The organism is Corynebacterium sp. HMSC27B11, assembly GCF_001815985.1.
Classification (GTDB): Bacteria; Actinomycetota; Actinomycetes; order Mycobacteriales; family Mycobacteriaceae; genus Corynebacterium.
This window is the reverse complement of the sequence record NZ_KV823550.1, coordinates 98,133-122,418: the sequence shown is the minus strand read 5'-3', so window position 1 is coordinate 122,418 and position 24,286 is coordinate 98,133. Positions and strand designations below refer to the sequence as shown.

General features: G+C 65.7%; 14 protein-coding genes. 6 read left to right on the top strand and 8 right to left on the bottom strand.

Features of this window, described 5'->3' with window-relative positions; translation table 11 throughout:
- Positions 1 to 27: 27 nt before the first annotated feature.
- Positions 28 to 594 (bottom strand): DUF1003 domain-containing protein, encoded by a 567-nt coding sequence (locus HMPREF3097_RS03375; RefSeq protein ID WP_070760934.1) that lies wholly within the window; start codon positions 592 to 594, stop codon positions 28 to 30.
- Positions 587 to 1,900 (bottom strand): magnesium transporter MgtE N-terminal domain-containing protein, encoded by a 1,314-nt coding sequence (locus tag HMPREF3097_RS03370; RefSeq protein ID WP_246821241.1) that lies wholly within the window; start codon positions 1,898 to 1,900, stop codon positions 587 to 589. Before HMPREF3097_RS03370 ends, HMPREF3097_RS03375 begins: the two co-directional genes overlap by 8 nt.
- A gap of 197 nt (positions 1,901 to 2,097) precedes the next feature.
- On the opposite strand from HMPREF3097_RS03370, the gene HMPREF3097_RS03365 reads away from it, so the two are divergent.
- On the top strand, positions 2,098 to 2,694 hold the full coding sequence (locus HMPREF3097_RS03365; protein ID WP_246821240.1) for a hypothetical protein: 597 nt from the start codon (positions 2,098 to 2,100) through the stop codon (positions 2,692 to 2,694).
- A gap of 199 nt (positions 2,695 to 2,893) precedes the next feature.
- Here the strand turns inward: HMPREF3097_RS03365 and HMPREF3097_RS03360 are convergent, their stop codons facing one another.
- Together HMPREF3097_RS03360 and HMPREF3097_RS03355 are read right to left on the bottom strand one after the other, a co-directional pair.
- Complete coding sequence (locus tag HMPREF3097_RS03360) at positions 2,894 to 6,592, bottom strand: multifunctional oxoglutarate decarboxylase/oxoglutarate dehydrogenase thiamine pyrophosphate-binding subunit/dihydrolipoyllysine-residue succinyltransferase subunit (RefSeq protein ID WP_070760928.1); 3,699 nt, start codon at positions 6,590 to 6,592, stop codon at positions 2,894 to 2,896.
- A 118-nt stretch (positions 6,593 to 6,710) separates the two neighbouring features.
- Positions 6,711 to 10,301 (bottom strand): ABC transporter ATP-binding protein, encoded by a 3,591-nt coding sequence (locus tag HMPREF3097_RS03355; protein ID WP_246821239.1) that lies wholly within the window; start codon positions 10,299 to 10,301, stop codon positions 6,711 to 6,713.
- A gap of 166 nt (positions 10,302 to 10,467) precedes the next feature.
- Here HMPREF3097_RS03355 and HMPREF3097_RS03350 point away from each other — a divergent pair, with 166 nt between their 5' ends.
- Together HMPREF3097_RS03350 and HMPREF3097_RS03345 are read left to right on the top strand one after the other, a co-directional pair.
- Positions 10,468 to 11,295 carry a hypothetical protein gene (locus HMPREF3097_RS03350; protein ID WP_070760923.1) on the top strand — a complete coding sequence of 276 codons (828 nt, stop codon included), beginning with the start codon at positions 10,468 to 10,470 and terminating at the stop codon, positions 11,293 to 11,295.
- Between the two features lie 153 nt (positions 11,296 to 11,448).
- Complete coding sequence (locus HMPREF3097_RS03345; RefSeq protein WP_246821238.1) at positions 11,449 to 12,756, top strand: FAD-dependent oxidoreductase; 1,308 nt, start codon at positions 11,449 to 11,451, stop codon at positions 12,754 to 12,756.
- 101 nt (positions 12,757 to 12,857) lie between these two features.
- On the opposite strand, the gene HMPREF3097_RS03340 is transcribed toward HMPREF3097_RS03345, so the two are convergent.
- Positions 12,858 to 14,288 carry an amino acid permease gene (locus HMPREF3097_RS03340; RefSeq protein WP_070760921.1) on the bottom strand — a complete coding sequence of 477 codons (1,431 nt, stop codon included), beginning with the start codon at positions 14,286 to 14,288 and terminating at the stop codon, positions 12,858 to 12,860.
- A gap of 248 nt (positions 14,289 to 14,536) precedes the next feature.
- On the opposite strand from HMPREF3097_RS03340, the gene HMPREF3097_RS03335 reads away from it, so the two are divergent.
- Entirely contained in the window at positions 14,537 to 16,882 is a 2,346-nt protein-coding gene (locus HMPREF3097_RS03335; RefSeq protein ID WP_070760919.1) for a DEAD/DEAH box helicase, read from the top strand.
- Positions 16,883 to 17,060: 178 nt separating this feature from the next.
- On the opposite strand, the gene HMPREF3097_RS03330 is transcribed toward HMPREF3097_RS03335, so the two are convergent.
- The 3 genes from HMPREF3097_RS03330 to putP all read right to left on the bottom strand — a co-directional run bounded on the left by HMPREF3097_RS03330 (position 17,061) and on the right by putP (position 19,907).
- On the bottom strand, positions 17,061 to 17,546 hold the full coding sequence (locus tag HMPREF3097_RS03330; protein ID WP_070759262.1) for a hypothetical protein: 486 nt from the start codon (positions 17,544 to 17,546) through the stop codon (positions 17,061 to 17,063).
- 46 nt (positions 17,547 to 17,592) lie between these two features.
- Positions 17,593 to 18,147 (bottom strand): HNH endonuclease family protein, encoded by a 555-nt coding sequence (locus HMPREF3097_RS03325; RefSeq protein WP_246821237.1) that lies wholly within the window; start codon positions 18,145 to 18,147, stop codon positions 17,593 to 17,595.
- Between the two features lie 185 nt (positions 18,148 to 18,332).
- Complete coding sequence (gene putP / locus HMPREF3097_RS03320; RefSeq protein WP_070760917.1) at positions 18,333 to 19,907, bottom strand: sodium/proline symporter PutP; 1,575 nt, start codon at positions 19,905 to 19,907, stop codon at positions 18,333 to 18,335.
- A 260-nt stretch (positions 19,908 to 20,167) separates the two neighbouring features.
- Here putP and HMPREF3097_RS03315 point away from each other — a divergent pair, with 260 nt between their 5' ends.
- Positions 20,168 to 23,347 carry a DEAD/DEAH box helicase gene (locus tag HMPREF3097_RS03315; protein ID WP_070760914.1) on the top strand — a complete coding sequence of 1,060 codons (3,180 nt, stop codon included), beginning with the start codon at positions 20,168 to 20,170 and terminating at the stop codon, positions 23,345 to 23,347.
- Complete coding sequence (locus HMPREF3097_RS03310; RefSeq protein WP_070760912.1) at positions 23,344 to 24,276, top strand: SWIM zinc finger family protein; 933 nt, start codon at positions 23,344 to 23,346, stop codon at positions 24,274 to 24,276. Before HMPREF3097_RS03315 ends, HMPREF3097_RS03310 begins: the two co-directional genes overlap by 4 nt.
- The last annotated feature ends 10 nt before the right edge of the window (positions 24,277 to 24,286 follow it).

Genomic DNA, 24,286 nt, shown 5'->3' with positions numbered 1-24,286 from the left:
CCCGTCACGTGGCTCTCCGCAGGCCCGCTAGGCCTCGCCACGTGGGGATTCGCCTGCACGTCGAGCGCCCTCCGCCGTCTCGCGCTCGTCTTCGTCGTGGGCGCGGTCCTCGAGCTTGTCCTCAATGCGGCGCATCAGTTCCGAGAGTTCGTCGAGCTCGCGGCGCAGGTAGTCGCGTGTCACGGTTTCGCCCACCGCGATGCGCACACCCGCCAGTTCCCGGGCAAGGAATTCCGTGTCGGCCTTGGTTTCCGCAGCGCGGCGCCGATCCTCGTTCAACGCCAGGCGGTCGCGGTCGTCCTGCCGGTTCTGAGCCAGCAGGATCAGAGGTGCCGCGTAAGCAGCCTGCGTGGAGAAAGCCAGGTTGAGCAGGATGAAGGGGTACGGATCCCAGTTCCACCACATGCCACCGATGTTGAGGCAGATCCACACCACCACGATGAGGGTCTGCCAGGCGAGGTACTTGCCGGTGCCCAGGAAGCGGGCCACCTTCTCTGCGCCCGCGCCGACGGCGTCGCCGTTGAAGGAAAACAGCGAGCGGCGCGCCCCGGTGACCGGGGTGTCGAGGGCAGGCTGGTTGTAGTTCTTAGGCATCCGCGTCACCTTCCTGCAAGGACGTCTGTGGTTCCTTCTGTGCTTCGTTGCTGACACGCCAGTCCTGGTCGCGCCAGTCTTCCGGCAGCAGGGCGTCTAGCAGGTCGTCGACGGCGAGCACCCCGAGCAAGTGGTTCCCCTCGTCGACCACGGGCGCGCAGACCAGGTTGTACGTCGCGAAGAAGCGCGCCGCGGTCTCGTGGCTATCGGCCACGGACAGGGCCGGTAGGTCGAGGTCGAGCAGCTCGCTGACCAGGGTGGCGGGCGGATGCCGCAGTAGCTTCTGCAGGTGCACGCAGCCCAGATAGTGCCCCGTGGGGGTGGACTGGGGCGGACGCACCACGAACACCAGGGAGCTCAAAGAGCTGGACACATCGGGGTTGCGGGCGTGCGCCAGCGCCTCAGCAACCGTCGCCTGTGGGGTGAGGATGATTGCCTCGGAGGTCATCACGCCACCGACTGTGTCCGCGGAGAAGCTCATCAGGCGGCGCACGGGGGCGGAGTCCTCGGGATCCATGAGGTCGAGGAGAACGTCCGAGGTGCCGGCCGGGAGCTCGGCGAGCGCATCAGCGGCGTCGTCCGGCTCCATCTCCTCCAGAACCTCGGCTGCGCGCTCCACGCCGAGCTGATTGAGGATCGCGATGCGGGAATCCTCCGGCAGCTCCGCGACGACATCGGCGAGGCGCTCGTTCGGGATCTCCCGGGCCAGCCTGGTCTGCTGTTCTTCCGGCAGGTCGTTCAGCGCGATGGCGATGTCCGCGGCGCGCATTTCCTGGAAGGACGCCAGCAGCTCGGCGTTGTTGTCCGCAGGCCCGGTGCCGCTCGCGCTCAGGCCCTGGATGCGTGAAAGCGGCACCACCGCGACCTTCCCCAGGCGGCCGAGGCGGCCGCGCTGGGCCACCGCGACGCGGCTGACTTCCCAGTCCCTGGTGCGGGACTGTTTCAGCTCCACGTCCACGATCTCCAGCGCCTGGCCATGCAGCTCGGCGTGTTCGGGATCGTCCGTGTGCACCTTGGAGCCCACCAACTCGTGCTGAATGCTGATCTCACCGGAGCGGGACTGGAAGGGCTTCAGGTTCACCGAGCTGGAGGTCGCCATCACCTCCGAGGGGTTGATGCTGGCCACGCGAAGGATCGGCAGAAAGATCTGGCGTTTATTGGGCAGGGCTATAACCAGCCCCAGGACGTGGCTGCGGTGCTGGTAGATGGTGACCACCACGTCCCGCACTCGGCCTATGGAATCCCCGTAGGGGCCCATCAGCATCATTCCGGCCAGTCGGCCTGCATAAACGCGAGTTTCTGTCATGGTAGCCAAGAATACTTGAGTGCCTACGCAGCCACGATGCCCGGCCAGGTGGCAGGCCCGCGATAGGATGAGGAGCATTCCTCGCAGCCAAGCCTTTCGCTGCGAACCCTAAAGCTGTGAAATTCACCCAAGGAGAGCTGCAAACCGTGTTTCTTCCGCGCAATGCCGATGCTGGGCGCACCCCGAAAAGAAAGCGCGTGGTGGTAGCTGGACTGGCGCTGGCACTGGTGGCACCGCTTGCTTCCTGCGCGGATAAGGACCACATCGTGATCGGGGTGCCGGACGCCGGCACCGGGACCCACGGCGGGCCACGCATGGAGGAAGAGCTGATCGAGCCGCTGGCGCAGGAGTACGTCGAGCAGTTCGAGGACATCACCGAGGACACCCCAGAGGTCTCCACGACGCCGATCTCCGCCGAGCAGAGAATTGACCAGCTGCGCGAGGGCAAGGTCAGCATGACTTTCGGCTGTGTGGGGGAGCTGCTGGACGTTCTCGACCCGGCGAAGGGCAGGGAACTACGCGAGCTGTATGCGGCGGAGGAGAAGCCCGACCGCGTGGAGTGGCGGGATATCACGCACTCCACGATGCTCTCGGCGCTCCCGCCGGAGCTGGCGGCAACCCACCCCGGAGCTGCCGTGATCTGCGAGGACGAGACCCTGCCACAGAACATCGTCGCCCTGTGGGCCAAGCCGCAGCCTGATCGTTATGAACTGCGCGCGGCCAATAACGTCGCCGGCGGGGGGTCCACCGAGAAGCTGCGTGCGACCGCTGCGGGCGAGGACTACGTCCAATAAGCGAGGGCTTGGGGGAGCGCGAGTCCTAGCAGGGCGCACACAACCTGGGGGCTCGCCAAGAAGAGCAGGGAGTGCGCCGTAGCCGGGCGGGCGCGCGAAGGGGGCTCGGCTAGAAAATTGGCGGGGTAAAGAGCGCTACCAGATACAAGAAAAAGCTCCCCCAGCCAGCTGGCTGGGGGAGCAGGGGGCAATATGCCGACTAGTCGGCGAAGGCCTCCTCGAGCAGTGCCTTCTCCTCAAGCTGGTGGACCTTAGCCACACCAGTTGCGGTGGAGGACTGCGGGCGACGGGACACGCGCTTCAGCTGGATACCCGGCAGGTACTCAGGCAGCTCCAGCGCGATGAACGGCCATGGACCCTGGTTGGCCGGCTCGTCCTGCACCCAGCGGAACTCCGCGTTCGGGTAGTTGGACAGAGCGTCGCGGATGCGGTTGAACGGCAGCGGGTGCAGCATCTCCAGACGGATGATGGCGACGTCGTCGCGACCATCCTTCTGACGCTTCTTCTCCAGCTCGTAGTAGATCTTGCCGGAGCACATCAGGACGGTCTTGATGTCCTTGTTCACGCCGTTCTGGTTCGGGTCGTCGATCACCGAGGTGAACTTCTTCGTATCCGTGAAGTCCTCAACAGCGGACACCGCGGCCTTGTTGCGCAGCATCGACTTCGGGGTGAAGACGATCAGCGGGCGGGTCAGGGAGCCCAGCGCGTGGCGGCGCAGCAGGTGGAAGTAGTTCGCCGGGGTACTCGGCTGAGCCACGGTCCAGGAACCTTCCGCGGACATCTGCAGGAAGCGCTCGATGCGTGCGGAGGAGTGGTCCGGGCCCTGGCCCTCGTAGCCGTGCGGCAGAAGCATGACCAGGTTGGACTTCTGGCCCCACTTCGCCTCACCGGAGGAGATGTACTCATCGATGACGGTCTGGCCACCGTTGGCGAAGTCACCGAACTGTGCCTCCCACAGGGTCAGCGCGTCGGTGTTACCCACGGAGTAGCCGTACTCGAAGCCCAGGCCCGCGTACTCGGTGAGCGCGGAGTTGTAGGCCTCGAAGCGGCCGCCGTTGCCGGTGTCCTCAGCCAGGGACTGCAGTGGGCTGTAGCGGTCGAAGTCCTCGTTGTCGAAGAGGACCGCGTGGCGCTGGGTGAAGGTACCGCGCAGGGAGTCCTCGCCGACGAGGCGGATGAGCTTGCCCTCGGCAGCCAGGGAACCCAGGGCGAGCAGCTCGCCGAAGGCCCAGTCGATGTTGCCGTTCTCGCTCATCTCCTTACGGCGCTTGATGAGTGGCTTCACGCGACGGTGGGCGTTGAACCACTCCGGGGTCTCGTAGAATTTGTCGCCGATCTGGCGGACCAGGTCCTTGGAGATGGAGGTGTCCAGGCCGTGCGGCAGCTTCTGGGAGCCGGTGATGCCGGTCTGCTCTGCCGGGGGCGTGCCCTTCTCGGCCTCGCGGACCTGGTTGAACACGGTCTCGAGCTGGTCGTGGAAGTCCTGTGCAGCGCGCTCGGCCTCCTCCTCGGAGATATCGCCGCGGCCGATGAGGGCCTCGGTGTACTGCTCGCGGGAGGTCGGCAGCTCGTTGATGATGTCGTACATCAGCGGCTGGGTCATCGACGGGTCGTCGGCCTCGTTGTGGCCGCGACGGCGGTAGCTCACCAGGTCGATGAAGACATCCTTGCCGAAGCGGTTGCGGTAATCGACCGCCAGCTGTGCCACCCAGACGACAGCCTCCGGGTCGTCACCGTTAACGTGGAAGACCGGGGCGTCGAAGCCCTTGGCCAGGTCGGTGGCGTAGTAGGTCGAACGGCCGGAGTCCGGGGTCGTCGTGAAGCCGATCTGGTTGTTCACGATGACGTGGACGGTACCGCCGACGGAGTAGGCATTCAGCTTGGAGAGGTTGATCGTCTCCTGGACGATGCCCAGGCCGGTGAAGGCTGCGTCGCCGTGCAGCAGGATCGGCATGACCGAGCCCTTGGCGTCCTCGCCGTGCTTCTCGACGAGCAGGTCCTGCTTCGCGCGGGAGATGCCCTCCATCACCGGGTTGACTGCCTCCAGGTGGGACGGGTTGGCAGTCAGGGTGATGTCGATCTCGTTGTCGCCGAACATCTGGATGTAGGTGCCCTCGGCGCCCAGGTGGTACTTCACGTCACCGGAACCGCCGGCGGAGCCCGGGTCGATGTTGCCCTCGAACTCGGTGAAGATCTGGGCATAAGGCTTGCCCACGATGTTGGCGAGGACGTTCAGGCGGCCACGGTGGGCCATGCCGATGACAACCTCGTTGAGCTTCGAGTCCGCAGCGCGGTCGATAGCCGCATCCATCAGTGGGATCAGGGTCTCCGCGCCCTCCAGGGAGAAGCGCTTCTGGCCGATGTACTTGGTCTGCAGGAAGTTCTCGAAGGCCTCAGCGGAATTCAGCTTCTGCAGGATGTACTTCTGCTCTGCGGAAGAGTACTTCGGCTGACCACCCTCGACGTGCTGCTGCAGCCACAGGCGCTCGTCCTTGTCCATGACGTGCGCGTACTCGTAGCCGACCTTGCGGGTGTAGGCCTTACGCAGGGTGTCGAGCACCTCGCGCAGGGTCATGGTCTCGCGACCGTTGAAGCCACCGACGTTGAAGGTGCGGTCGAAGTCCCACAGGGTCAGGCCGTGGGATTCGATGTTCAGGTCGGAGTGGTCCGGCACCGGCAGGCCCGGCTGGACCCAGTGCAGTGGGTCGATGTCCGCGATGAGGTGGCCGCGGGAGCGGTAGGCCTCGATGAGCTGCGCGACGCGGGTGGACTTGTCCACGCCGGTGTTCGGCAGGTCCTGGGACCAACGGATCGGCGCGTACGGGACGTGCATGGCCTGGAAGATCTCGTCCCAGAAGCTGTCGTTGATCAGCAGGCGGGACATGGTCCGCAGGAACTCGCCGGACTCCGCACCCTGGATGATGCGGTGGTCGTAGGTCGAGGTGATGGTGACGAGCTTGCCGATGCCCATCTCGCCGAGGCGGTCGACGGAGGTGCCCTGGAACTCGGCCGGGTAATCCATCGCACCAACGCCGATGATCGCGCCCTGGCCGTTGGTCAGACGCGGTACGGAGTGGCGGGTACCGATGCCACCCGGGTTGGTCAGGGAGATGGTCACGCCCTGGAAGTCGTCCATCGTCAGCTTGCCGACGCGGGCGCGGGCGACGATGTCCTCGTAGGCGTCAACGAACTCGGAGAAGTTCATCTTCTCCGTTTCCTTGATCGCTGCCACGACCAGGCTACGGCTGCCGTCCTTGTTGTTCATGTCGATCGCCAGGCCCAGGTTGATGTGCTCTGGGGTGACGACGGTCGGCTTGTTGTCGACGACCTTGTAATTCAGGTTCATGTCCGGGTGAGCCTGAACCGCGCGGATCAGGGCCCAGCCGATGATGTGCGTAAAGCTGATCTTGCCGCCACCGCGGGCCAGCAGCTGCTGGTTGATGATCGCACGGTTTTCGAACATGAGCTTCGCTGGCATGTCGCGGACCGTGGTTGCGGTCGGGATGCTCAGCGAGGCATCCATGTTCTTAGCGATGGCGCGGGCGGCACCCCGCATCACCTGCTCGCCGGCCTCGGGGGCCTCTACCGGCTGCTTCGGCTCCGGCGGGGCGACGCGCTTCGGGATGGCGTCATAAGACTCGATGACGCGCTCGTCGGCGTCGCCGCGCAGGCCACCACGTCGGCCGGAAGCGGCGGTGGCGGCGCCAGTGGAGGCGGCTGGGGCGCTCTGGGTGCTCGTGGCGGCACCGTTATTTGCGCCCGCCGAGCTGCCGGCGAGTTCGCCGTTCTTCTCGAAGTACTTCCGCCATTCGGGGTCAACCGACTCCGGGTCCTTCTTATACTGCTGGTACATCTGATCGACCAGCCATTCGTTCTGACCGAAATTCGCGCTGCTCACAGCAGGTCCTCGCCTCTTTTCATCATGACTTCAGTCTCGCTGTAACAGCCTACACGATGTGCTATGTGATTTCGCTTCCAGGTGGCGCGTCACCGACCGGCGAAAAACGGCGTGTGACCTAGCGAGATTCCCGGGATGCGGCGACGAGGTCCGCGTATCTGCCGCTGGATTCCAAAAGCTCCTGATGACGGCCTTGTTCAACAATTTTTCCGGCGCTGACGACCGCAATATTGTCAGCCAGCTCCGCGGTGGAGAGTCGGTGGGCGATGATGATCGCCACCCGCGAACGCGTAGCCAGTGCGATTGCCCGAACCACGTCCGTCTCGACCGCAGGATCGATATTCGCCGTCGCCTCATCCAGGACCATGACGTCCGGGTCGATGAGCTCCGCACGAGCCAACGCGATGATCTGCTGCTGGGCAGAGGACAACCCCCGGCCCCGCTCGCCGACCTCGCCGGCGAAGCCGCCGTCGATGCCGGCGATAATCTCCGTGCCTCCGATGGCAGCGATGGCCGCGGTGATCTCCTCCTGGCTCGCAGTCGGTCGACCATAGGCGATGTTCTCGGCCACCGTGCCACGGAACAGGTGCGCTTCCTGCGGGACGTAGCCCACCCGAGAGCGCCAGGCCCGCAAGGGGAGCTGCTGGAGGTCGAGGCGCTGCACTCCGGAGCCACCCGACGCGAAAACGGCGGTGATGGACCCCGCCGTTGGCTGGTACCACCGGGTGACCAGCTTCGCGATCGTCGACTTCCCGGCGCCTGTCGCGCCAACGAGGGCGGTCGTGCCGCGGAAGCTCAAGCGCGCGCCCCGCAGGGAGTCTTGCTCGGCACCGTCGTAGCGGAAATGAACGTCGGAGAAGTCCACCGCGGTGACCTTGCCCGGCAACCTGGCATCGGCGCCGTCGTCCCCAGTGCTGCGCTCGGTAGGGACGGCCAACAACTCGGAGATTCGCTCGAAACTCACCGCAGCCTGCTGGAACTTATCGAAGATCTGCGAGAGCTGCTGGACGGGGCCGAAGAAGAAGGTCAGGTACAAACTGAAGGCGACCAGTGCGCCGTGGCTCGTCGTGCCCTCCGCGACCCGAGCGGTACCGAAAAATAGGACGGTTGCCTGGGCGAGCTCGGTGATGAAGGAGATGCCGGGGAAGAAGATGCTGACCGCTGCCTGCGCGCGGGTGCGCAGCCCCACGTACCGCTGCGACTGCTCCCCGATGCGCTCGGCGAGCACCGGGCCGAAGCCGTAGGCCGCCGCGGTGTTCAGCCCATTGACCGCCTCCTGGAAGTGGGCGTTGACCGTGGAGACCTGGGAGCGGGCGGCCCGGTAGAGGCGCGAGGAGTAGCGGCGGAAGACCCACGCGCCCACCCCGATGACCGGCAGGAACAGTGCGGTGATGCCAGCCAGAGCAGGGTCGGTCCAGATGAGCATGCCCAGCACACCCAGCAGCATTGTGGTGGAGACGATGGCCTGGGAGAGCCCGGTCTGCAGGAAGCTGGAGAGGTTGTCGATATCGGTCGTCATTCGGGTCATGACCCGGCCCGAGGCGTTCTGCTCGAACCAGCTCATGGGCAGCCGGTGGAGGTGCTCGAAGCTGCGCACGCGAAGGGCGTAGAGCAGTCGCTCGCCGGTGTGCGTGGTGAGCACCGTGTTCCACGCGCTGGCGGCCCAGGAAATACAGACAAGGAGCAGGGCGCCGAGCCCCAGGGAGAACAGCGCGCTGCGGTCTGACCTGCTGATTCCCTCGTCGATGGCCTTGCGTACCAGGGATGGCAGGGCAATATCGGCGACGAGCCCCAGCAGGAGCGTTGCCACGATGACCGCGGTCGCGACCGGGACGAGCCCCACCAGGGTGCGCAGCCGCAGTGCGGGGGTCGTGTTCTCGGACGCCGAGCCAGCGGGCGTGGAGTTGTGGGAGGTCGATTCCTGCTGTGCCGGGGTGACGCGGCGCAGCGCTGCGGCGTCGGCCTCCAACAGCTTCGTGAACTTCGCCGCTACGGCCGCTCGTGCGCGCCCCTCGTCGCCATGGGCGCCATCGGCGACGCCGAGCAGCTCTCGATCCGCCTCCTCCTGGATCTCCTCCCAGCTGCGCGGCCACAGCGGACGGGCCGGGGGAGCGGGCAGGCTGATGACGCCCCTTTTCCCGGCGTCAGCGTTAGTCGCGCCCTTGTCTTCGGGCGCTGCCCGGTGGTCGACGATCACCATCGTCAGGTTGCCCTCGCCCGCGCGCTGATGGAGATTGGCGATGATCTTCTGTTCGGTGACGGTATCGATCGCGCTGGTGGCGCTGTCCAGAACCAGGACCCTGGGGTTGCGCAGCACCGCGCGGGCCAGCGCGATGCGCTGCCGCTGCCCACCCGACAGCTTCAGGCCGCGCTCACCCACGATGGTGGAATAACCCCCGAGCTCGTCGATGAAGTCGGCGGCGCAGGCGATGCGGGCTGCCTCCGCCACCTCGGCGTCGCTCGCCTGAGTTCCCATGCGGATGTTCTCCGCGATGGACATGGAGTAAAGGAAGGGCTCGTCGAAGACGATCGTCGGCCACTGGTCGGGTGCCAGGTCGCCCAGCCACACCGCGGTGCTGCCCGCGTAGGCCTCAAAATCGGCCGTAACGTCCGCCGACTGCCCAGCCAGGGCCAGCGCCAGCGCCGACTTCCCGGACCCCGCGGGTCCCGTGATGTACGCGGTGGAGCCGGGAGTTACGTCCACGGCGAGGTCCTCGCCGCCCCGGGTGCGGAAGGTGCCCCGGACCCCGACGGGGCCATCCGGGAGCTTTCCCGGGTTCTCAGGCGCCTGCCGTTGGGGGAGGGCGAGGATATCCTGCACGCGGGAGACAGCGGCGTTCGCAAGGTGCAACATCACCAGCATCCCGGCACCCATGCGCGTCATCCGTGACAGCAGGGTGACGTAAGCCGACGCCGAGAGGACCTCGCCGAGGGTGATCGCGCCCCGCATCGCGAGCAGGCCACCGACAACCACGGTGGCGATCAGCGCGATTTGGGGGACGGCAGCCAACGCGGGCTGGAAACGGGCAGTGAGCCGCCCGACGTGCAAGCGCAACCCGAAGAGCCTGCGGGCCCGCGCCATAAAGCTGGTCTGCTCGCGGTTCTCTTGGACGAAGGCCTTGACGATGCGCACGCCCGTCACTGTCTCCTCCACCTGGCTGGCGACGTCCGCGGCCTGCTGTTGGGCCTCCCACGTCGCGTCGTAGAGCCGGCGGCGGGAGAAGAAGGCGATGGCGGCGAGCACCGGAAGCTGAATGCTGAGCAGCACCGCCAGCGGCCAGGAGAGCCAGAACATGATGCCTAGGATCAGCACGACCTCCACGAAGATGCTGCCCATGATGGGCAGCATCGCCAGCATCCCCTGGATCTGGTTCAAATCCGAGATGGTTCGGGAGACAACCTGCCCGGTGCGCACCTGGGCCATCGCCGCCGGCGATGCGCCCTGTAAGGCTGCGAGGCACCGCATCCGGATGTCGTGCTGGACGTCGACGGAGAGCTTCCCGGCGAAAAAGCGCCGCGCGCCGTGGGTACAAAACCGGGCGAAAGCCGCCGCGATGAGCAGGCCGATCGCGCCCCGGCTACCATCGATCGCCCGGCCGGCGAACAGCGGGATCAGCACGGCCGCGGCGGGCATGAGAACGCTCAGCAGGGTAATGATGCCCAGCTGCATGCGGTGAGCGCTCAAGGGGGCGCGGAGGAAAGCAAACACGATAGCTATCAGCCTATCGCTTGCACCAGGTAGGAAAAGCCCGCCACCACGGCAGCGGGCGACGTCGAAAAGCGGGAGCCGGGAGAAACGGCCCCGGCGCGAGGCAAATAAACCGGGTTAAGATCAACGCAGGAGACGAACCGCGCCGCGGAGAGAGGATTCCTCAATGGGATTTTTGGAAAACATCGCCCAGGCCCTCGACGTTGAGGGCATCGAGTCCCGAGCCAACGATGGAACGCTGTTCGTTCCAGTCTCTGCGGAAGTGGAGATCCAGTTCGAGCTGATTGAAGGGGTGGCCGGGGTCAGCACGCCGGCCGCGAACGTCTTCGTCGCGCTCGCCGACGTCACCGATGAGGACGAGGACTTCGACGCCGCCCTGGTCGGCGTGGTCTTCACCCCGGAGGCCGCGGTCGAGGCGGTGAACCGGCACATGGCCACCGACGAGGTGATCACGGTGCTCAATGAACTGCTCGACGGGCAGGATCCCCGCGTCGAGGACCTCGAGTTCGAACAGGATGATTACGACCCCCTCGTCCTGCGCGCGAACCTCAGCGCAAATTCCAAGGTCACCGTGAAGATCTCGGAGGGGCAGGGGGCGCCGACCGCTGCAGTGAGCTTTGTGGTGCTGCCCGATAGCGTCTTCGATCTCGCGGAGAACATCGCCGCGGAGATCCTCGTCGATGAGGAGGACGAGCAGGACCCGGCGAAGCTGGACATGCTGGACGCCACCCTGGACGAGCTGCGCACGCAGTACCAGGAGGTGCTGGACCTCGGCGTATTCGAGGATTTCAACCAGCTCTTCGACGTGCTCGCTTATGTCTCGCAGCAGGCCGAGGACTGGGAGGACCTCCTGGTCACCCTCGACGACGGCTCCGAGGACCCGTTCTTCGAGTGGGTCGAGGTCGAGGACGGTGACGTTGAGGACGATGACGCCGACGACGTCGCTGCCGACGAGGAGGACGGCGACGTGACGGCAGACGGTGAGGAACGCTAGCTTTCCACGCACCGCGACTGGCGGGGCGCGGGTGGTCAGGCGCGGCCGGGGTGTGGGCTAGCATGGCTAGCGTGATGATGGGCACAGCCCCCGGCACGGCGCCGGGCACATGCTGTGCCACCCAGCATTGAGCGAGGACCGCAGGAGGGGCACGTGACCGAGGTAGCCATCATTGGGGCCGGTATGGCCGGCCTCGCAGCGGCCCGCACGCTCTCTCAGGCCGGGGTGCGCTGCACCCTCTTCGACGCCGCTGACCGAGTGGGCGGGCTGGTGCGCTCGGAGCAGCACGGCGAGATCACCGTGGACCGGGGACTGCAGTTCTTCAATACCTGGTACCCGGCGGTCAAGGAGATCCTGAACCCCGGGGAGTACTCCGCCCTCAAGATCAAGAACTTCCAGCCGGGGATCAACACCGTCACGCGTGAGGGCTCCGCGCTGATCATCGATCCCGTTCGCGCGCCATCGATGGTGCCGAAGCTACTGCGCTCGGAATTCAGCTCCGCGCTACGGCTGGGTGAGCTCGTGCGCATGCGCAACTGGCTGCGCAGCGAGCTGATGCACCGCTCCTCACTGGAGCTGCGTGGCCCCAGCCGCTTCGGGCACGCCAGCGACGAGCCGGTCGCGGAGTCGCTTACCAAGGCCGGCATCACCGGCCCGGTCCGCCAGAACGCGGTCGACCCAATCCTGCGCGCCTTCCTCTACGACCACGGCGGGGAAACCTCCGCGGAGTTCGCGAAGTGGGTCTTCGTCACCCTGTTGCGCGGCACGCTGGCCCTGCCGGAGCGCGGAATGGGGGACCTGGCGGCGACGATGGGGCGCCTCGGCGGCGTCCGCGTCGAACTGAACTCCCAGGTCAGCGCGGTGGACGTCCAACCGAATGGGGTGGAGCTCACGGTGAACGGCAAGACCGAGCGCTTCTCCCATGCGATCGTGGCCACCTCTGCGCAGGCGGCCCACGAGCTGATCGGCACTGCGGTGCCCGAGCATCGCGGGCAGAGTACCTGGTGGTTCACCGTGAGCGACGAGGTGCACAGCGACAGGCTCGTGACCGTGGACGGCAGCGGTGAGCTGTGCATCGACCTGGCCGCCGAGGTCACCTCCGTGGCCCCGGCCTACGCGCCGGGAAGCCAGCTGATTGCTGCAGCGACCTCCCAGCCGCACAGCAACGGCGATTTCGACGCGGCCCGCGATCTGCCCACCGAAATGCAGGTCCGCCGTGACGTGGCCAGCATTTACGACTGCAGCCCCGAGGCCCTGGAGTTGGTCACCCGCCACGACATTCCAGACGCCCTGCCACTGGTCGGGCCCAATCACGCGATTCAGGCCCAGTCGGCAGCCGAGCTGCTCGATGGGCGCGTAGCGGTCGCCGGCGCTCACACCGCGACCTCAACCATCGATGGTGCTATCCGCTCCGGGCAGCGTTCTGCCCGGGCTATCGCGGAGCTGCTGGCAGAAAAATAGCCCCGTACCGGGTGGGGCGACTCTGGGGCCACCGCCTGGCAACAGGGCAATAATCCACAACAATCCCCGCACTCTGCGGGGATTCATTGCTTCAGGGGGGATTAGGCCGCGGCGGTCTCGGCTTTATTCCTCCGGTCGATGAAGTAGTAGCGGATGGACATTGCCACCGTGAACACCACGCCTGCGATGAGGGCGGAGTGGAAATCCGACATCCAGAACATCGTGCCGAAGGTCAGCAGGATCATGGCGATCGCGAAGTATTGACCCAGCGGCCATAGCGGCACCGTGAAGTGCGCGTGGGCGACGTCCTCGGAGTTCAGGTGCTTGCGGTAGGCCAGGTGGCTGATGAGGATCATCAGCCACACGAAGATTGTGGCGAAGGTGGCCAGCGCGGCGATGTCCTGGAACAGGCGCTCAGCGGTCGGGTTGATCAGCTGCAATACGATGCCGATGACCAGCACGATGAGCAGGGCACTGATCGTGGAGACCGGCACGCCATTGCGCGGGTCGATCTTGGCGAACATCTTCGGGGCGAGCTTCTGGCGAGCCATGCCGTGAATCACGCGGCCGGCGCCGTAGAGATCCGAGTTGATCGCGGACAGTGCCGCGGAGAGAACCACGACGTTCAGCAGGGCAGCGGCCCAGCCGATGCCCAGGGAGCTGAAGATCTGCACGAACGGGGACTGCTCGCCGGTGATCTCGCGCCACGGAATCACCGCGACGATGACGAAGATCGCGAGCACGTAGAACAGCAGGATGCGCATCGGCACCGTGTTGATGGCCTTCGGGATCGTCTTCTCCGGGTCCTCGGCCTCGGAGGCCGTCACACCGATGATCTCCGTGCCACCGAAGGCGAAGAGCACCAGAATGAGGGCGGACAGCACGCCAGTAAAGCCGTTCGGGAACAGGCCGCCGTCGTTCCACAGGTTCGAGATGCCGACGGTGCCGCCGGTGTCCACGTTGAACACGAGGATGGCCGCACCACCGAGGATCATGGCGACCACCGCGGTCACCTTGATCGTCGTGAACCAGAACTCCAGCTCACCGAACCAGCGGGCGGAGGCGAGGTTCGCCGCCCCCACGATGATCAGCGCCACCGCGACCCAGACCCAGGAGGCCGTCTCCGGGAACCAGAACTTCATATACAGCGCCACGGCCGTGAGGTCGGCCAGGCACACGATGATCATCTCGAAGGCATACATCCAGCCGGTGATGTACCCGGCCCATCCGCCCAGGTAGCGGCGGCAATATTCCGCGAAAGAGCCAGCGACGGGGTGGGCCACGGACATCTCGCCCAGGGCGCGCAGCATGAAGTACACGATCGCGCCGCCGAGCAGGTAGACGAAGATGACACCGGGGCCCGCCGCGCCGATCGCGCCGGCGGAACCGTAGAACAGCCCGGTGCCGATGGCCGAACCCAGCGCGATGAAGTGGATGTGTCGGTGGCGCAGCGCGCGCCGCAGCTCGCCCTGGTGGCTGTCAGTCGTGGATTCGCCCGCCGTGGCGGCCTCGGGCGCTGGTTGTTGCGACATGGGATTGTCCTCCGGATTCCGTCAAGCCGCGAAAGTCAGATCGATATCAGCCGTAGTATGCCACGTCACACTCCGGGCGAAAGATTCGGGTCGGCGCTGGATTGGTACTGGGGCTGCACCGGGGTCAGTGCTGGGGCAGCACTGGGGTCAGTACTGCCAGCAGCCACAATCAGTGCAGGCTACGATCTGCCTTCCACCGGGTGGCGCGGTATGGCTTTTGCTGGCCGCAGAGCGTACTGTCAAGTGCGATGAGTGATACTGATAGCGTCTCCGGCGACGTCAACAAGCCGGTGGATAACGATTACTCGGTAGCTCAGAACAATCTGCAGGAAGAGGCTCAGCAGGCGCCGGTCAACGATGCGCCGCTGAATATCTCTGATGTGTTGGGGGAGAACACCGAAGATTCCGCGATGGAATCCGCCGGTGGCTCCGCTGTAGCTGAGGGCGCAGAAGATTCTGGGAAGACCGACAATCTCAACAACGAGAAGAACAAGAACGAGAACCCAGAGGACACTGTGGCCGATCAGCAGGCGGAAACCGTAGAAAACAACAACGACAACGACACCACCCCGACCGCGTCCATCCAGGACGTCGCCGTCGCGAAGGACGACGAGCAGGCAGACAACGCGAAGGAAGACAAGGACGACGACGGTGCCGGTTTCGGTGACCTGGGTCTGTCGCCGGAGGTGCTCGACGCCGTCCGTGCCGTCGGATTCACCTCGCCGTCCCCAATCCAGGAGCAGACCATCCCGCTGCTGATGGCAGGGGAGGACGTGGTCGGCCTCGCGCAGACCGGTACCGGTAAGACCGCCGCCTTTGCGCTGCCGATCCTGTCCCGGCTGAACCTGAAGTCCCGCAAGCCGCAGGCCCTGGTGCTGGCACCGACCCGTGAGCTGGCGCTGCAGGTCGCGGAGTCCTTCGAGGACTTCGCGGGGAAGATGGGCGGGGTCAACATCCTGCCGATCTACGGCGGCCAGCCTTACGGCGCGCAGCTCTCGGGCCTGCGCCGCGGCGCGCACGTCGTCGTCGGCACCCCGGGTCGCGTGATCGACCACCTGCAGAAGGGCAGCCTGGACATCTCCGAGCTGCGCTTCATGGTGCTCGACGAGGCCGACGAGATGCTGAACATGGGCTTCCAGGAGGACGTGGAGCGCATCCTGGAGGACACTCCGGAGGAGAAGCAGGTCGCGCTGTTCTCGGCGACGATGCCGTCCGCGATCCGTCACCTGTCCAAGCGCTACCTCAACGAGCCGCAGGAAGTGACGGTCAAGTCCACCCAGCGCACCGCGGAGAATATCGAGCAGGACTACCTGATCGTGCACCACCGCGAGAAGCTGGACGCGCTGACCCGCATCCTCGAGGTCACCGACTTCGACGCGATGATCATGTTCGTCCGCACCAAGAACGACACCGAGGAGCTTGCGGAGCGCCTGCGCGCCCGGGGCTACGAGGCTGCCGCCATCAACGGCGATATCGCCCAGGCGCAGCGCGAACGCACCGTGGACCAGCTCAAGGACGGTCGCCTGGACATCCTGGTCGCCACCGACGTCGCCGCTCGTGGCCTGGACGTCGAGCGCATCACGCACGTGTTCAACTACGACATTCCGCGTGACACCGAGTCCTATGTGCACCGCATCGGCCGCACGGGGCGCGCGGGGCGTTCCGGCCGCGCCGTGCTGTTCGTGACCCCGCGTGAGCGCCGGATGCTGAAGTCCATCGAGCGCGCGACGAAGTCCCGCCTCAACGAGATCGAGCTGCCGAGCGTTGACCAGGTCAACGAGGCCCGCAAGGCGAAGTTCAACCGCGAGCTGACCAAGAACCTCGAGGATCCGCAGGTCTCCGTGTTCCGCGAGCTGGTGACCACCTACGCGGAGGACAACGGAGTCACCCTGGAGGACATCGCTGCGGCATTGGCAGCCGGGGCCCAGGGCGGGGAGAAGTTCCTCATGGAGGAGGCTCCGCGCCGCGAGCACAAGCGCCGCAGCGACGACCGTTACGGCGATGCCGATCGCCGTGGTGGCGGGGCGTACCGCTCCTTCGAGGAGCGCTTCAACAAGCCAGCCCCCCGGTTCACGGATCGCAACGGCAACGACATGGAGGTCTACCGCCTCTCCGTCGGCCACCGCCAGCGCGTGCGCCCGGGCGCAATCGTGGGTGCCCTGGCCAACGAGGGCGGGCTGAACTCCCGCGACTTCGGCCGCATCAGCATCTTCTCCGAGCACTCCCTGGTGGAGCTGCCGGCGGACCTGCCGAAGCAGGTCTTTGAGGCCCTCGACCAGACCCGCGTGTCCGGTCAGCTGATCAATATCGAGCCGGACCCGGGTGCCCCGAAGGGCCGCCCGGGCTCCCACCGTGGCAACCGCCGCGACCGCGATGGTCGCCGCGGTGGCTACCGCGACGACCGGGGCCGGGGGGAGCGCCGGGGCGGCGGACGCTTCGACCGCGACCGCGGTGGGTGTGGGCGCGGCCGTGGGCACCACAACCGCTTCGAAGACTCCCGTGGGGATCGCCGTGGCGGTGGCCGCCACCGGGACGACCGCGGTTTTGAGGGGCGTGGCGGCCGCGGTAATAACCGCCGCGGGGGACGCTACTAGCCGAAACCTGTAAATCCGGCTGACGTGGAAGACACCTCGTCAGCCGGATTTTTCGTAGGGGTCGGCTGGGTCAGGTGGCCAAAGCAAGGCATAGAGAAATAGCCGTGGGAGTGAAACTCACTCCCACGGCTATGTGGCATTCGCGCGCTGCATGCGAGCGCCTGCGAAAATGCGTGGACTAGACGAACATCAGGACCGCGGTGATCAGCCACAGCAGGTTGAAGATGCCGCCGAACATGGCAGCCTTGCCGGGCAGGCCCTTGGCCGCATCGCCCTGGACGGCGGCGAGCTCGTCCTCGCTCGCCGGGGTGTCGGATTCGTCGAGGCCATCAACGGAGATCAGGCCGCGACGCTGCTGCGGGATCACCGCCAGCAGCAGGACCAGCCAGGCCGCCAGAGAGGTGAGAATGGCGGCGTGGAAGGCGTAGTTCTGCATTGCGCCGTCCACGGTCATGAAGGCGACCAGGCCCAGCACGGGGACCAGCAGGGAGATGTAGCCGTAGCGGCGGGTCATGCCAGCCAGGGTTGCCACGGAGCCCACCGCCTTGGCGGAGCCGGACTGCGCGGCACGCAGGGAAGGTGCGAATGCCGAGGTAGCGATCGCGACCGGTCCGATGAGGAGGATCGCAGCGATGACGTGGAGAGCAGTAATAAATTGATCCATGTGAACCACTCTGTCAAAAAATTCGTGACTAGTCACAAAACCCCCGTCAGCGGGGCAGCTGGCAGGCCTCGCGGGCCGCGGCAGCGTCGCCGGCGGTGATCGTCAGCCCGTAGCGGGCCGCCACCACCAGGTAGCGGGCAACGTAGGGGCAGCGGGCCGCAGGGTTGGGCGGCAACCAGGCCTCCAGCGTCGCATCAGACTTCTCCCGGTTCAGCTCCGAGGCGGTGACCGCCAGGTTGTAGTGCCAGTCATTGGCGAAGCGATGACGCTTCTCTGCTGTCCAGGCGTGTGCCCCCAAATCCCAGGCCGCGGCGAGTGGGACAATGTGGTCGATATCCGTGCCCTGCGGGCGTACCGGTTCGGCGGAGTACTCATCGGATGCCTCGCCGGTGGCCCGCGGGCAGGGGCTGGCGGGTTCGGTGGGGAAGTTCAGGTTCAGCACCAGCTCACGGGTCGAGCAATAACTGCCATCAGGTGCGATGCTGTGCGCCCAGCCCTGCAGAAACCGGGTGCGGTCGTAGCCCACCACTCGGATCCGCTGGGGCACGACCTCCACCCGCGCCAGGGCCTGGCGGGCCAGCTCCTGCGCGCGCTGATCCACAGAGCGGCCCCCAGGCAACCAACCAGTTGGCACCGGAACCGACGTCGTGAAAAACAACAGACCAGCCACGGTGAAGAGAAAGACTAGAGAGAAAAAGAAACGTCGCCCCATGTTGTCTTAGACAACGCGAGGCGACGTTTGGTTCCCGAGGATGCGGAAAAACTTTTCCGCAGGGAGGGGAGGGGCTACTTAGCGGCCTCCTCCACGAACTCCTTCTCGGTGAGGCGATCGGCCTTGTTGCTCAGCTCGATGGACTTGTCGAACTCATCCAGAACCTTCGCGGAAGGCTCCTTGGTCATCAGGGTCACGCCGACCATGAAGACCACGTTGGCCAGCACGCCCGGGATCATCTCGTAGAGGCCGAACGGCTTATCGGCGATGCCGAAGTTAGCCAGGCCGCCCCACAGGAAGCTGACGATCGCACCGGCAGCCAGGCCGGCGATCGCGCCCGGGGCGTTCAGGCGACGCCAGTACAGGGAGGCGATGATGACCGGGCCGAATGCGGAACCGAAGCCGGCCCACGCGAACTCGACCAGGCTCAGCACGCCGGAATCCGGCTTGGCCGCGATGAACACCGCCAGCAGGGCGACGACGAGCACTGCGAAGCGGGAAAGAACCTGCAGCAGGCGATCGGAAGCGTTCTTGTTGAACAGGCCCTTGTAGATGTCCTCGATCAGTGCGGAGGAGACCACCAGCAGCTGGGAGGAAATCGTGGACATGATGGCCGCCAGCACTGCGGTGAGTACCAGACCAGCGATCAGCGGGTGGAACAGGATCTGGCCCATGTCCAGGAAGATCGTCTCGAAGTTGATCTGGTCGACGATCTTGATGTCCGGGTTCTCGGTGAAGAATGCCGGGCCGATGATCGCCACGAAGACGGTACCGATCATGGACAGACCCATCCAGGTCACGCCGTAGAACATGCCCTTGCGAGCAGACCGCGGGGTACGCAGCGCCATGAAGCGCACGATGATGTGCGGCTGGCCGAAGTAGCCCAGGCCCCAGGCCAGACCAGAGATGATGGTCACGAAGCCCACGCCGTTGACCAGGGAGAACCAGTTCGGGTTCGGCTCCAGGCCGGAGGCAGCGTAGGCGTTCTCCGTCTGGAAGCTGAAGATGGCGCTCGGGTCCTCCATGTGCAGAACCGCGAAGATCGGCACCAGGATCAGGGAGATGAACATGATGCAGCCCTGCACCGCGTCCGTGTAGGACACAGCGAGGAAGCCACCGACGAAGGTGTAGATCACGGTCACACCGGCGATCACGGCGATGCCGACGGCGTAAGAGGAGTCGAAGGTGGACTCGAAGTAGCGACCACCGGCGACCATGCCGGACGCCACGTAGAAGGTGAAGAACAGCAGAATCACGAGGCCAGCGACCACGCGAAGCACGTGGGACTTGTCCTCGAAGCGGTTCTCCAGGAAGCTCGGCACGGTGATGGAGTTGTCCGCGATCTCGGTGTAGGCGCGCAGGCGTGGTGCGGTGAACCACCAGTTGAGTGCGCAACCGAGCAGCAGGCCGATGGCCACCCAGAGCTCAGAGAAGCCGGATACGAAGATCGCGGCGGGAAGGCCCATCAGCAGCCAGCCGGACATATCGGAGGCGCCAGCGGACAGGGCTGCGACGAACGGGTTAAGGTTTCTGCCGCCCAGCATGTAGTCCTCGTACTCGTCGGTCTGCTTATAACCGAGGAGTCCAATGAACATCATGGCGATCAGATAGATCACCATTGCTGTGACGAACCATGCTTGGTCTGTCATACAGAATGTCTCTTTCTTTGTAGGGTCGAGACTTCCTGAAAGACCACCCGGGGCCGATGAAGAGCCGGCCGAATGGTTAGTCGAAGTCAATATTTAAAACTTGAGCATGGCCATGATGCCAGAATTCTCAACGCTTTTCTGCCAAAATCCTGAAAAAAGACCGAAAGAATGCCGTGTTGCTGGGCTTTAGTGAGAGGAAAATGGGCAGTCTACGTGCGCCGATTCGGTGTGTCCGCGGGGCATGGTAGACCCTTATAACTATGGGATCTGCTTTTCTGCTGCACGCGCTCGTGCCCGCCGGGGGCGGCGTGCAGCTGTGGGCCGAAAAGGTGGCCGGCCGCCAGATCGTCATGCGCGCCGAGGACATCCCCGACGGGCAGTGGCCCGCAGAGCTGCGCGCTGTGCTGGCTGCCAAACCGCTGCGCTCCCGAGGCCAGGTGCTCGTCTCCACCCCGAGCGGTAAGCCCACCACGCTCGCCATCCCCACCGCGGCGTGGGTGCCAGAGCAATCCATCGCGCTGATGGAGCAGCTGCGCCGGATCGCCACCGATCCCGAGGTTCGCGAGGGGCTGAGCCCCGAGGTGATCTTCCTCATCGACCTATTCGAATACGTGGAAGCCACCGTGAAGGCAGGGCGGGTCATGGTGCGGATGGAGCGGCAGGATCAGCAGTGGCACCCTCGCTTCACCCTGGCTACCGCCGGGGAGCATTCCGCGGTGCTCAATGAGTTCCGGCAGCAGCTCCCCGGAGTGCTGGCGCGCAACGGCAACGGAGACGTGGTGGGGGATGCTGCCGACGACTGGGCGCATTGGATGGCCGTGAGCCTCGTTACCGACCGCGCCCGGCCGCCGGAATATGAGGAGTTGGAGAGCCCTCTGGTCACCGACCTCCTCGCCGGGCGGGCCACCGCGAAGGCGGGGCCCGCAACGGTGAGCGCGCTCAACGAGTGGCGCAGCAGCGCTAGGGATGCAGCCACCCAGCTGGTCTTCCGGCTCACGGATCCGGCTGATGCCCGGGAGCTTGGGGAGCCGGTGGCGTCGTCGTCCCTGGCGGAAGACCGCTCCACCGCCAACCGGGAACGCGAGCAGGAGCAGGCAGCCGATGATGCGGCGAAGCAATTCACCTGGCGGCTGGAGGTGGGGCTGTCGGTGGACGGGGCACCCGCCGAACCGGTCAACACCACGACCGCCGGCAATGAGCAGGCGCGCAAGATCCAGCAGCGGCTACACCAGGCGGCGAAGGTATGGCCGCGCTTGGGCAGGCACCTAGGCCCCGTCGACCGGTGGGCAACCGTGGGCCGCTGGGTCCCACCGGAAGCTGCCTATACCGGGGACCCCGCCCTCGACCGCCAGCTGGCGTTCAGCGTGGACCTCGACGACGTGGCGGATTTGCTGGACACCAAGGCTAGTCGGCTGCAGGAGGCGGGTTTTCCCGTCATGATCCCACGGGCTTGGGCGCCGAAGACCACGCAGGTGGGGGCCAAGTTTCAGGCGGTGGGCTCCGGGCCGGGTTCCGGGAAGCTCGGGATGGACCAGCTCCTGGACTTCGAATGGAACCTCTCGGTGGACGGCACCCCGGTTGGGGAGTCGGACAAGCTGGAACTCATCAGCTCTGCCCGCCAGATCGTGCAGGTCAACGGGCAGTTTGTCTTCCTGGACAAGAGCTCGCTGAGCAAGGCCCGAGGTTGGCTCAGCGCTCTCACAGACGCGGCGGAGAAGGACGCGGCGGAGCTCAGCGAAGTCACGCTGGCAGAGCTGCTGGAGGCGGAGGCCGCCGCCGAGGCTCACGGGGGCGAAAACCCGGACCACAACATCCGGGTGGATATGGACGGCTGGGTGCGTCAGCTCTTCGACCGTGAGAACGTCGTTGCTCCCGCCCGGCAGGTGGAGCTGCCAGCGACGGTGCTGACCGAATTGCGCGAACACCAGCGCCGCGGTGTGAACTGGTTGGCGTGGATGGCGGAGCACGGCCTGGGGGCGATCCTTGCCGATGATATGGGGCTGGGGAAGACCCTGCAGGTGCTGGCCCTGCTGGCCTGGGAAAAGGAGGAATCTTCGCCGGCGGGCTCGGGCGAGGATGCCATGGGTCCGACCCTGGTGGTCGCGCCCACCTCCGTGCTGGCTGCCTGGCAATCGGAGGCCACCCGTCACATCCACGGCTTCTCCGTGCTGGTGGATCACGGGGCCGGGAAGGTGACCGACGCCGAGTTCCCGGAGCATGCCCGGCAGGCGGACCTCGTCGTCACCAGCTACGGGACGGTCGCCCGCAACCCGGAGCGCTATCAGAAGATTCGGTGGCGCCGCGTGGTTGCTGACGAAGCACAGAACATCAAGAATCCCGCGACGAAGCAGTCCCAGGCCGTGCGCGGGATCCCCGCCAATCACCACATTGCGCTCACGGGCACGCCGGTCGAAAACCGGCTCTCCGACCTCTATGCCCTCATGGACTTCGCGAATCCGGGGATTCTGGGCTCGGCCGCCGCGTTCCAGAACCGCCTTGCTATCCCCATCGAGCGTTATCAGGACGTCGGCGCAACCGAACGTCTCAAGCGGATCGTGGAGCCTTTCATCCTCCGGCGTCTCAAAACAGACCCTGCAGTGGGGGTGGCGCTGCCCGAAAAGCGGGAACACGTGGAAACCGTGCCACTGTCCGCCGAACAGGCAAGCCTCTACCAGGCCTATATCGCGCAGGTCGAGGAGGCCCTGGAGCAGGGATCTGCCAGCCGCCGTGGCCTGATCCTGGCCTCCTTGGTCAAGATCAAGCAGATCTGCAACCACCCCGCGCACTTCGCGGGAGATGGCTCGGGGATCCTGCGTGGCGGGAAGCACCGCTCGCCGAAGATCGAAAGGATTTTCGAGCTCATCGGCCAGGCCGTGGCGGAGGGCAAGAAGGTGCTTCTATTCACGCAGTTCCCCTCCTTTGGTCGGATGCTGGCACCCGCGATCGAGGCCGAGTACGGGATGCCCGTCCTCCAACTCGACGGTTCAGTGAGCAGGTCGCGGCGCACGGAGCTGGTGGAGCAGTTCCAGCGCGATACCGGTCCGGGGGTCATGCTGCTTTCGGTGCGCGCCGGAGGTACTGGAATCACCCTGACCAGGGCTTCCGTGGTGATTCACATCGACCGCTGGTGGAATCCGGCGGTGGAGGATCAGGCGACGGACCGCGCCTATCGCATCGGTCAGGAACGTGACGTCGATGTGTATAAATTTGTCTCGGCGGGCACCCTCGACGAACGCATCCATGAGATCATCACCGGCAAGCGGGACCTCGCGGGAGCCGTCGTGGGTGAAGGCGAAGGCTGGATCGCGAGCCTGAGCGACGAGGACCTGGCCGAGCTCTGGCAGCTACGAGAGTCCTCGGACGTGTCTGCTGCGGATGCTACATCTGTGGCTACCAAGGTTCCCGGAGCGGATAACCAGTCGGAAGGAGGCAGCAGATGAGTAGGAAGAACACTCCTCGGACCACCTGGGAAGGCAACGTCATCCTCGCGGATTTCGGGGCCCGCCGCCGTGCGGAGGCAGTCACCCCGCGCCCGTCGATTCCCATTCCTGCCGATCCGCTAGGCCCAGAAAGCTGGGCCGGGGCGCAGCTGCTGGAAGCCGTCGCTGGCGCCACCGACCGCGGTCGGCTGGAGCGAGGCCGGGATTATCACTGGGGCGGCCACGTCCAGAGCATGGAGCTGAGCACCAACACGGTGGTGGCGTTAGTCGCCGGCACCCAACCACAGCCCTTTGAGGTGGTGATCAAGGTGGCGGCGCTGAGTGCGAAGAGAAGGGACTTCATCGCCGCGGAGGTCGCCGCCGACCCAGCGCTCCTGCGCACCATCATCCGCGGAGATGCGCCCCCGACGGATCTCGCCGCGATGCTGCTGCGGCCCGATCAGATCCGCTTCGAGGGCTGCACGTGCCCGGATGGGGCGCCGGTGTGTAAACACGCGGTCGCCGTGGCCTATCAGCTGGCGGATACCTTTAACCACGATCCCGCAGCCATCCTGCAGTGGCGTGGGGTCGAAGCTGCCGAGGCGCTGCGCAGCGTCCAGCTCAGCCACGCCGGGGAGCAGGAGAGCAGTTCAACCCAGCCGAACTCGGGAAGCTCCGCCCAACAGACCCCGGAGGTGCTCGACCAGGCGGAGTTCTGGGGCTCGGAGGAACGCCGGGTGAGCTGGTCGGCGCCGCCCGTGGAAAGCGGTCTGGAGCTCGGGGATCGCGATGCCTTGATGCGGGCTCTGCGCAGCCTGAGCTGGACCAGCGTTGATCAACTGCAAACGATGCACGAACTGGAATTGTGCCTGGAGATGATCACCGATGACTCCGGGCGTTTCGACCCCACCCCGTGGGCCCGCCCGGTGACGGGCACGAGGATGAAGTGACAAGGTGAAG

Bases quoted from the DNA above. Each gene is read 5' to 3' on its own strand.
- HMPREF3097_RS03375 (WP_070760934.1), bottom strand. From the start codon at position 594: ATGCCTAAGAACTACAACCAGCCTGCCCTCGACACCCCGGTCACCGGG.
- HMPREF3097_RS03370 (WP_246821241.1), bottom strand. From the start codon at position 1,900: ATGACAGAAACTCGCGTTTATGCAGGCCGACTGGCCGGAATGATGCTG.
- HMPREF3097_RS03350 (WP_070760923.1), top strand. From the start codon at position 10,468: ATGGGATTTTTGGAAAACATCGCCCAGGCCCTCGACGTTGAGGGCATC.
- HMPREF3097_RS03340 (WP_070760921.1), bottom strand. From the start codon at position 14,288: ATGTCGCAACAACCAGCGCCCGAGGCCGCCACGGCGGGCGAATCCACG.
- HMPREF3097_RS03335 (WP_070760919.1), top strand. From the start codon at position 14,537: ATGAGTGATACTGATAGCGTCTCCGGCGACGTCAACAAGCCGGTGGAT.
- HMPREF3097_RS03330 (WP_070759262.1), bottom strand. From the start codon at position 17,546: ATGGATCAATTTATTACTGCTCTCCACGTCATCGCTGCGATCCTCCTC.
- putP (WP_070760917.1), bottom strand. From the start codon at position 19,907: ATGACAGACCAAGCATGGTTCGTCACAGCAATGGTGATCTATCTGATC.
- HMPREF3097_RS03315 (WP_070760914.1), top strand. From the start codon at position 20,168: ATGGGATCTGCTTTTCTGCTGCACGCGCTCGTGCCCGCCGGGGGCGGC.
- HMPREF3097_RS03310 (WP_070760912.1), top strand. From the start codon at position 23,344: ATGAGTAGGAAGAACACTCCTCGGACCACCTGGGAAGGCAACGTCATC.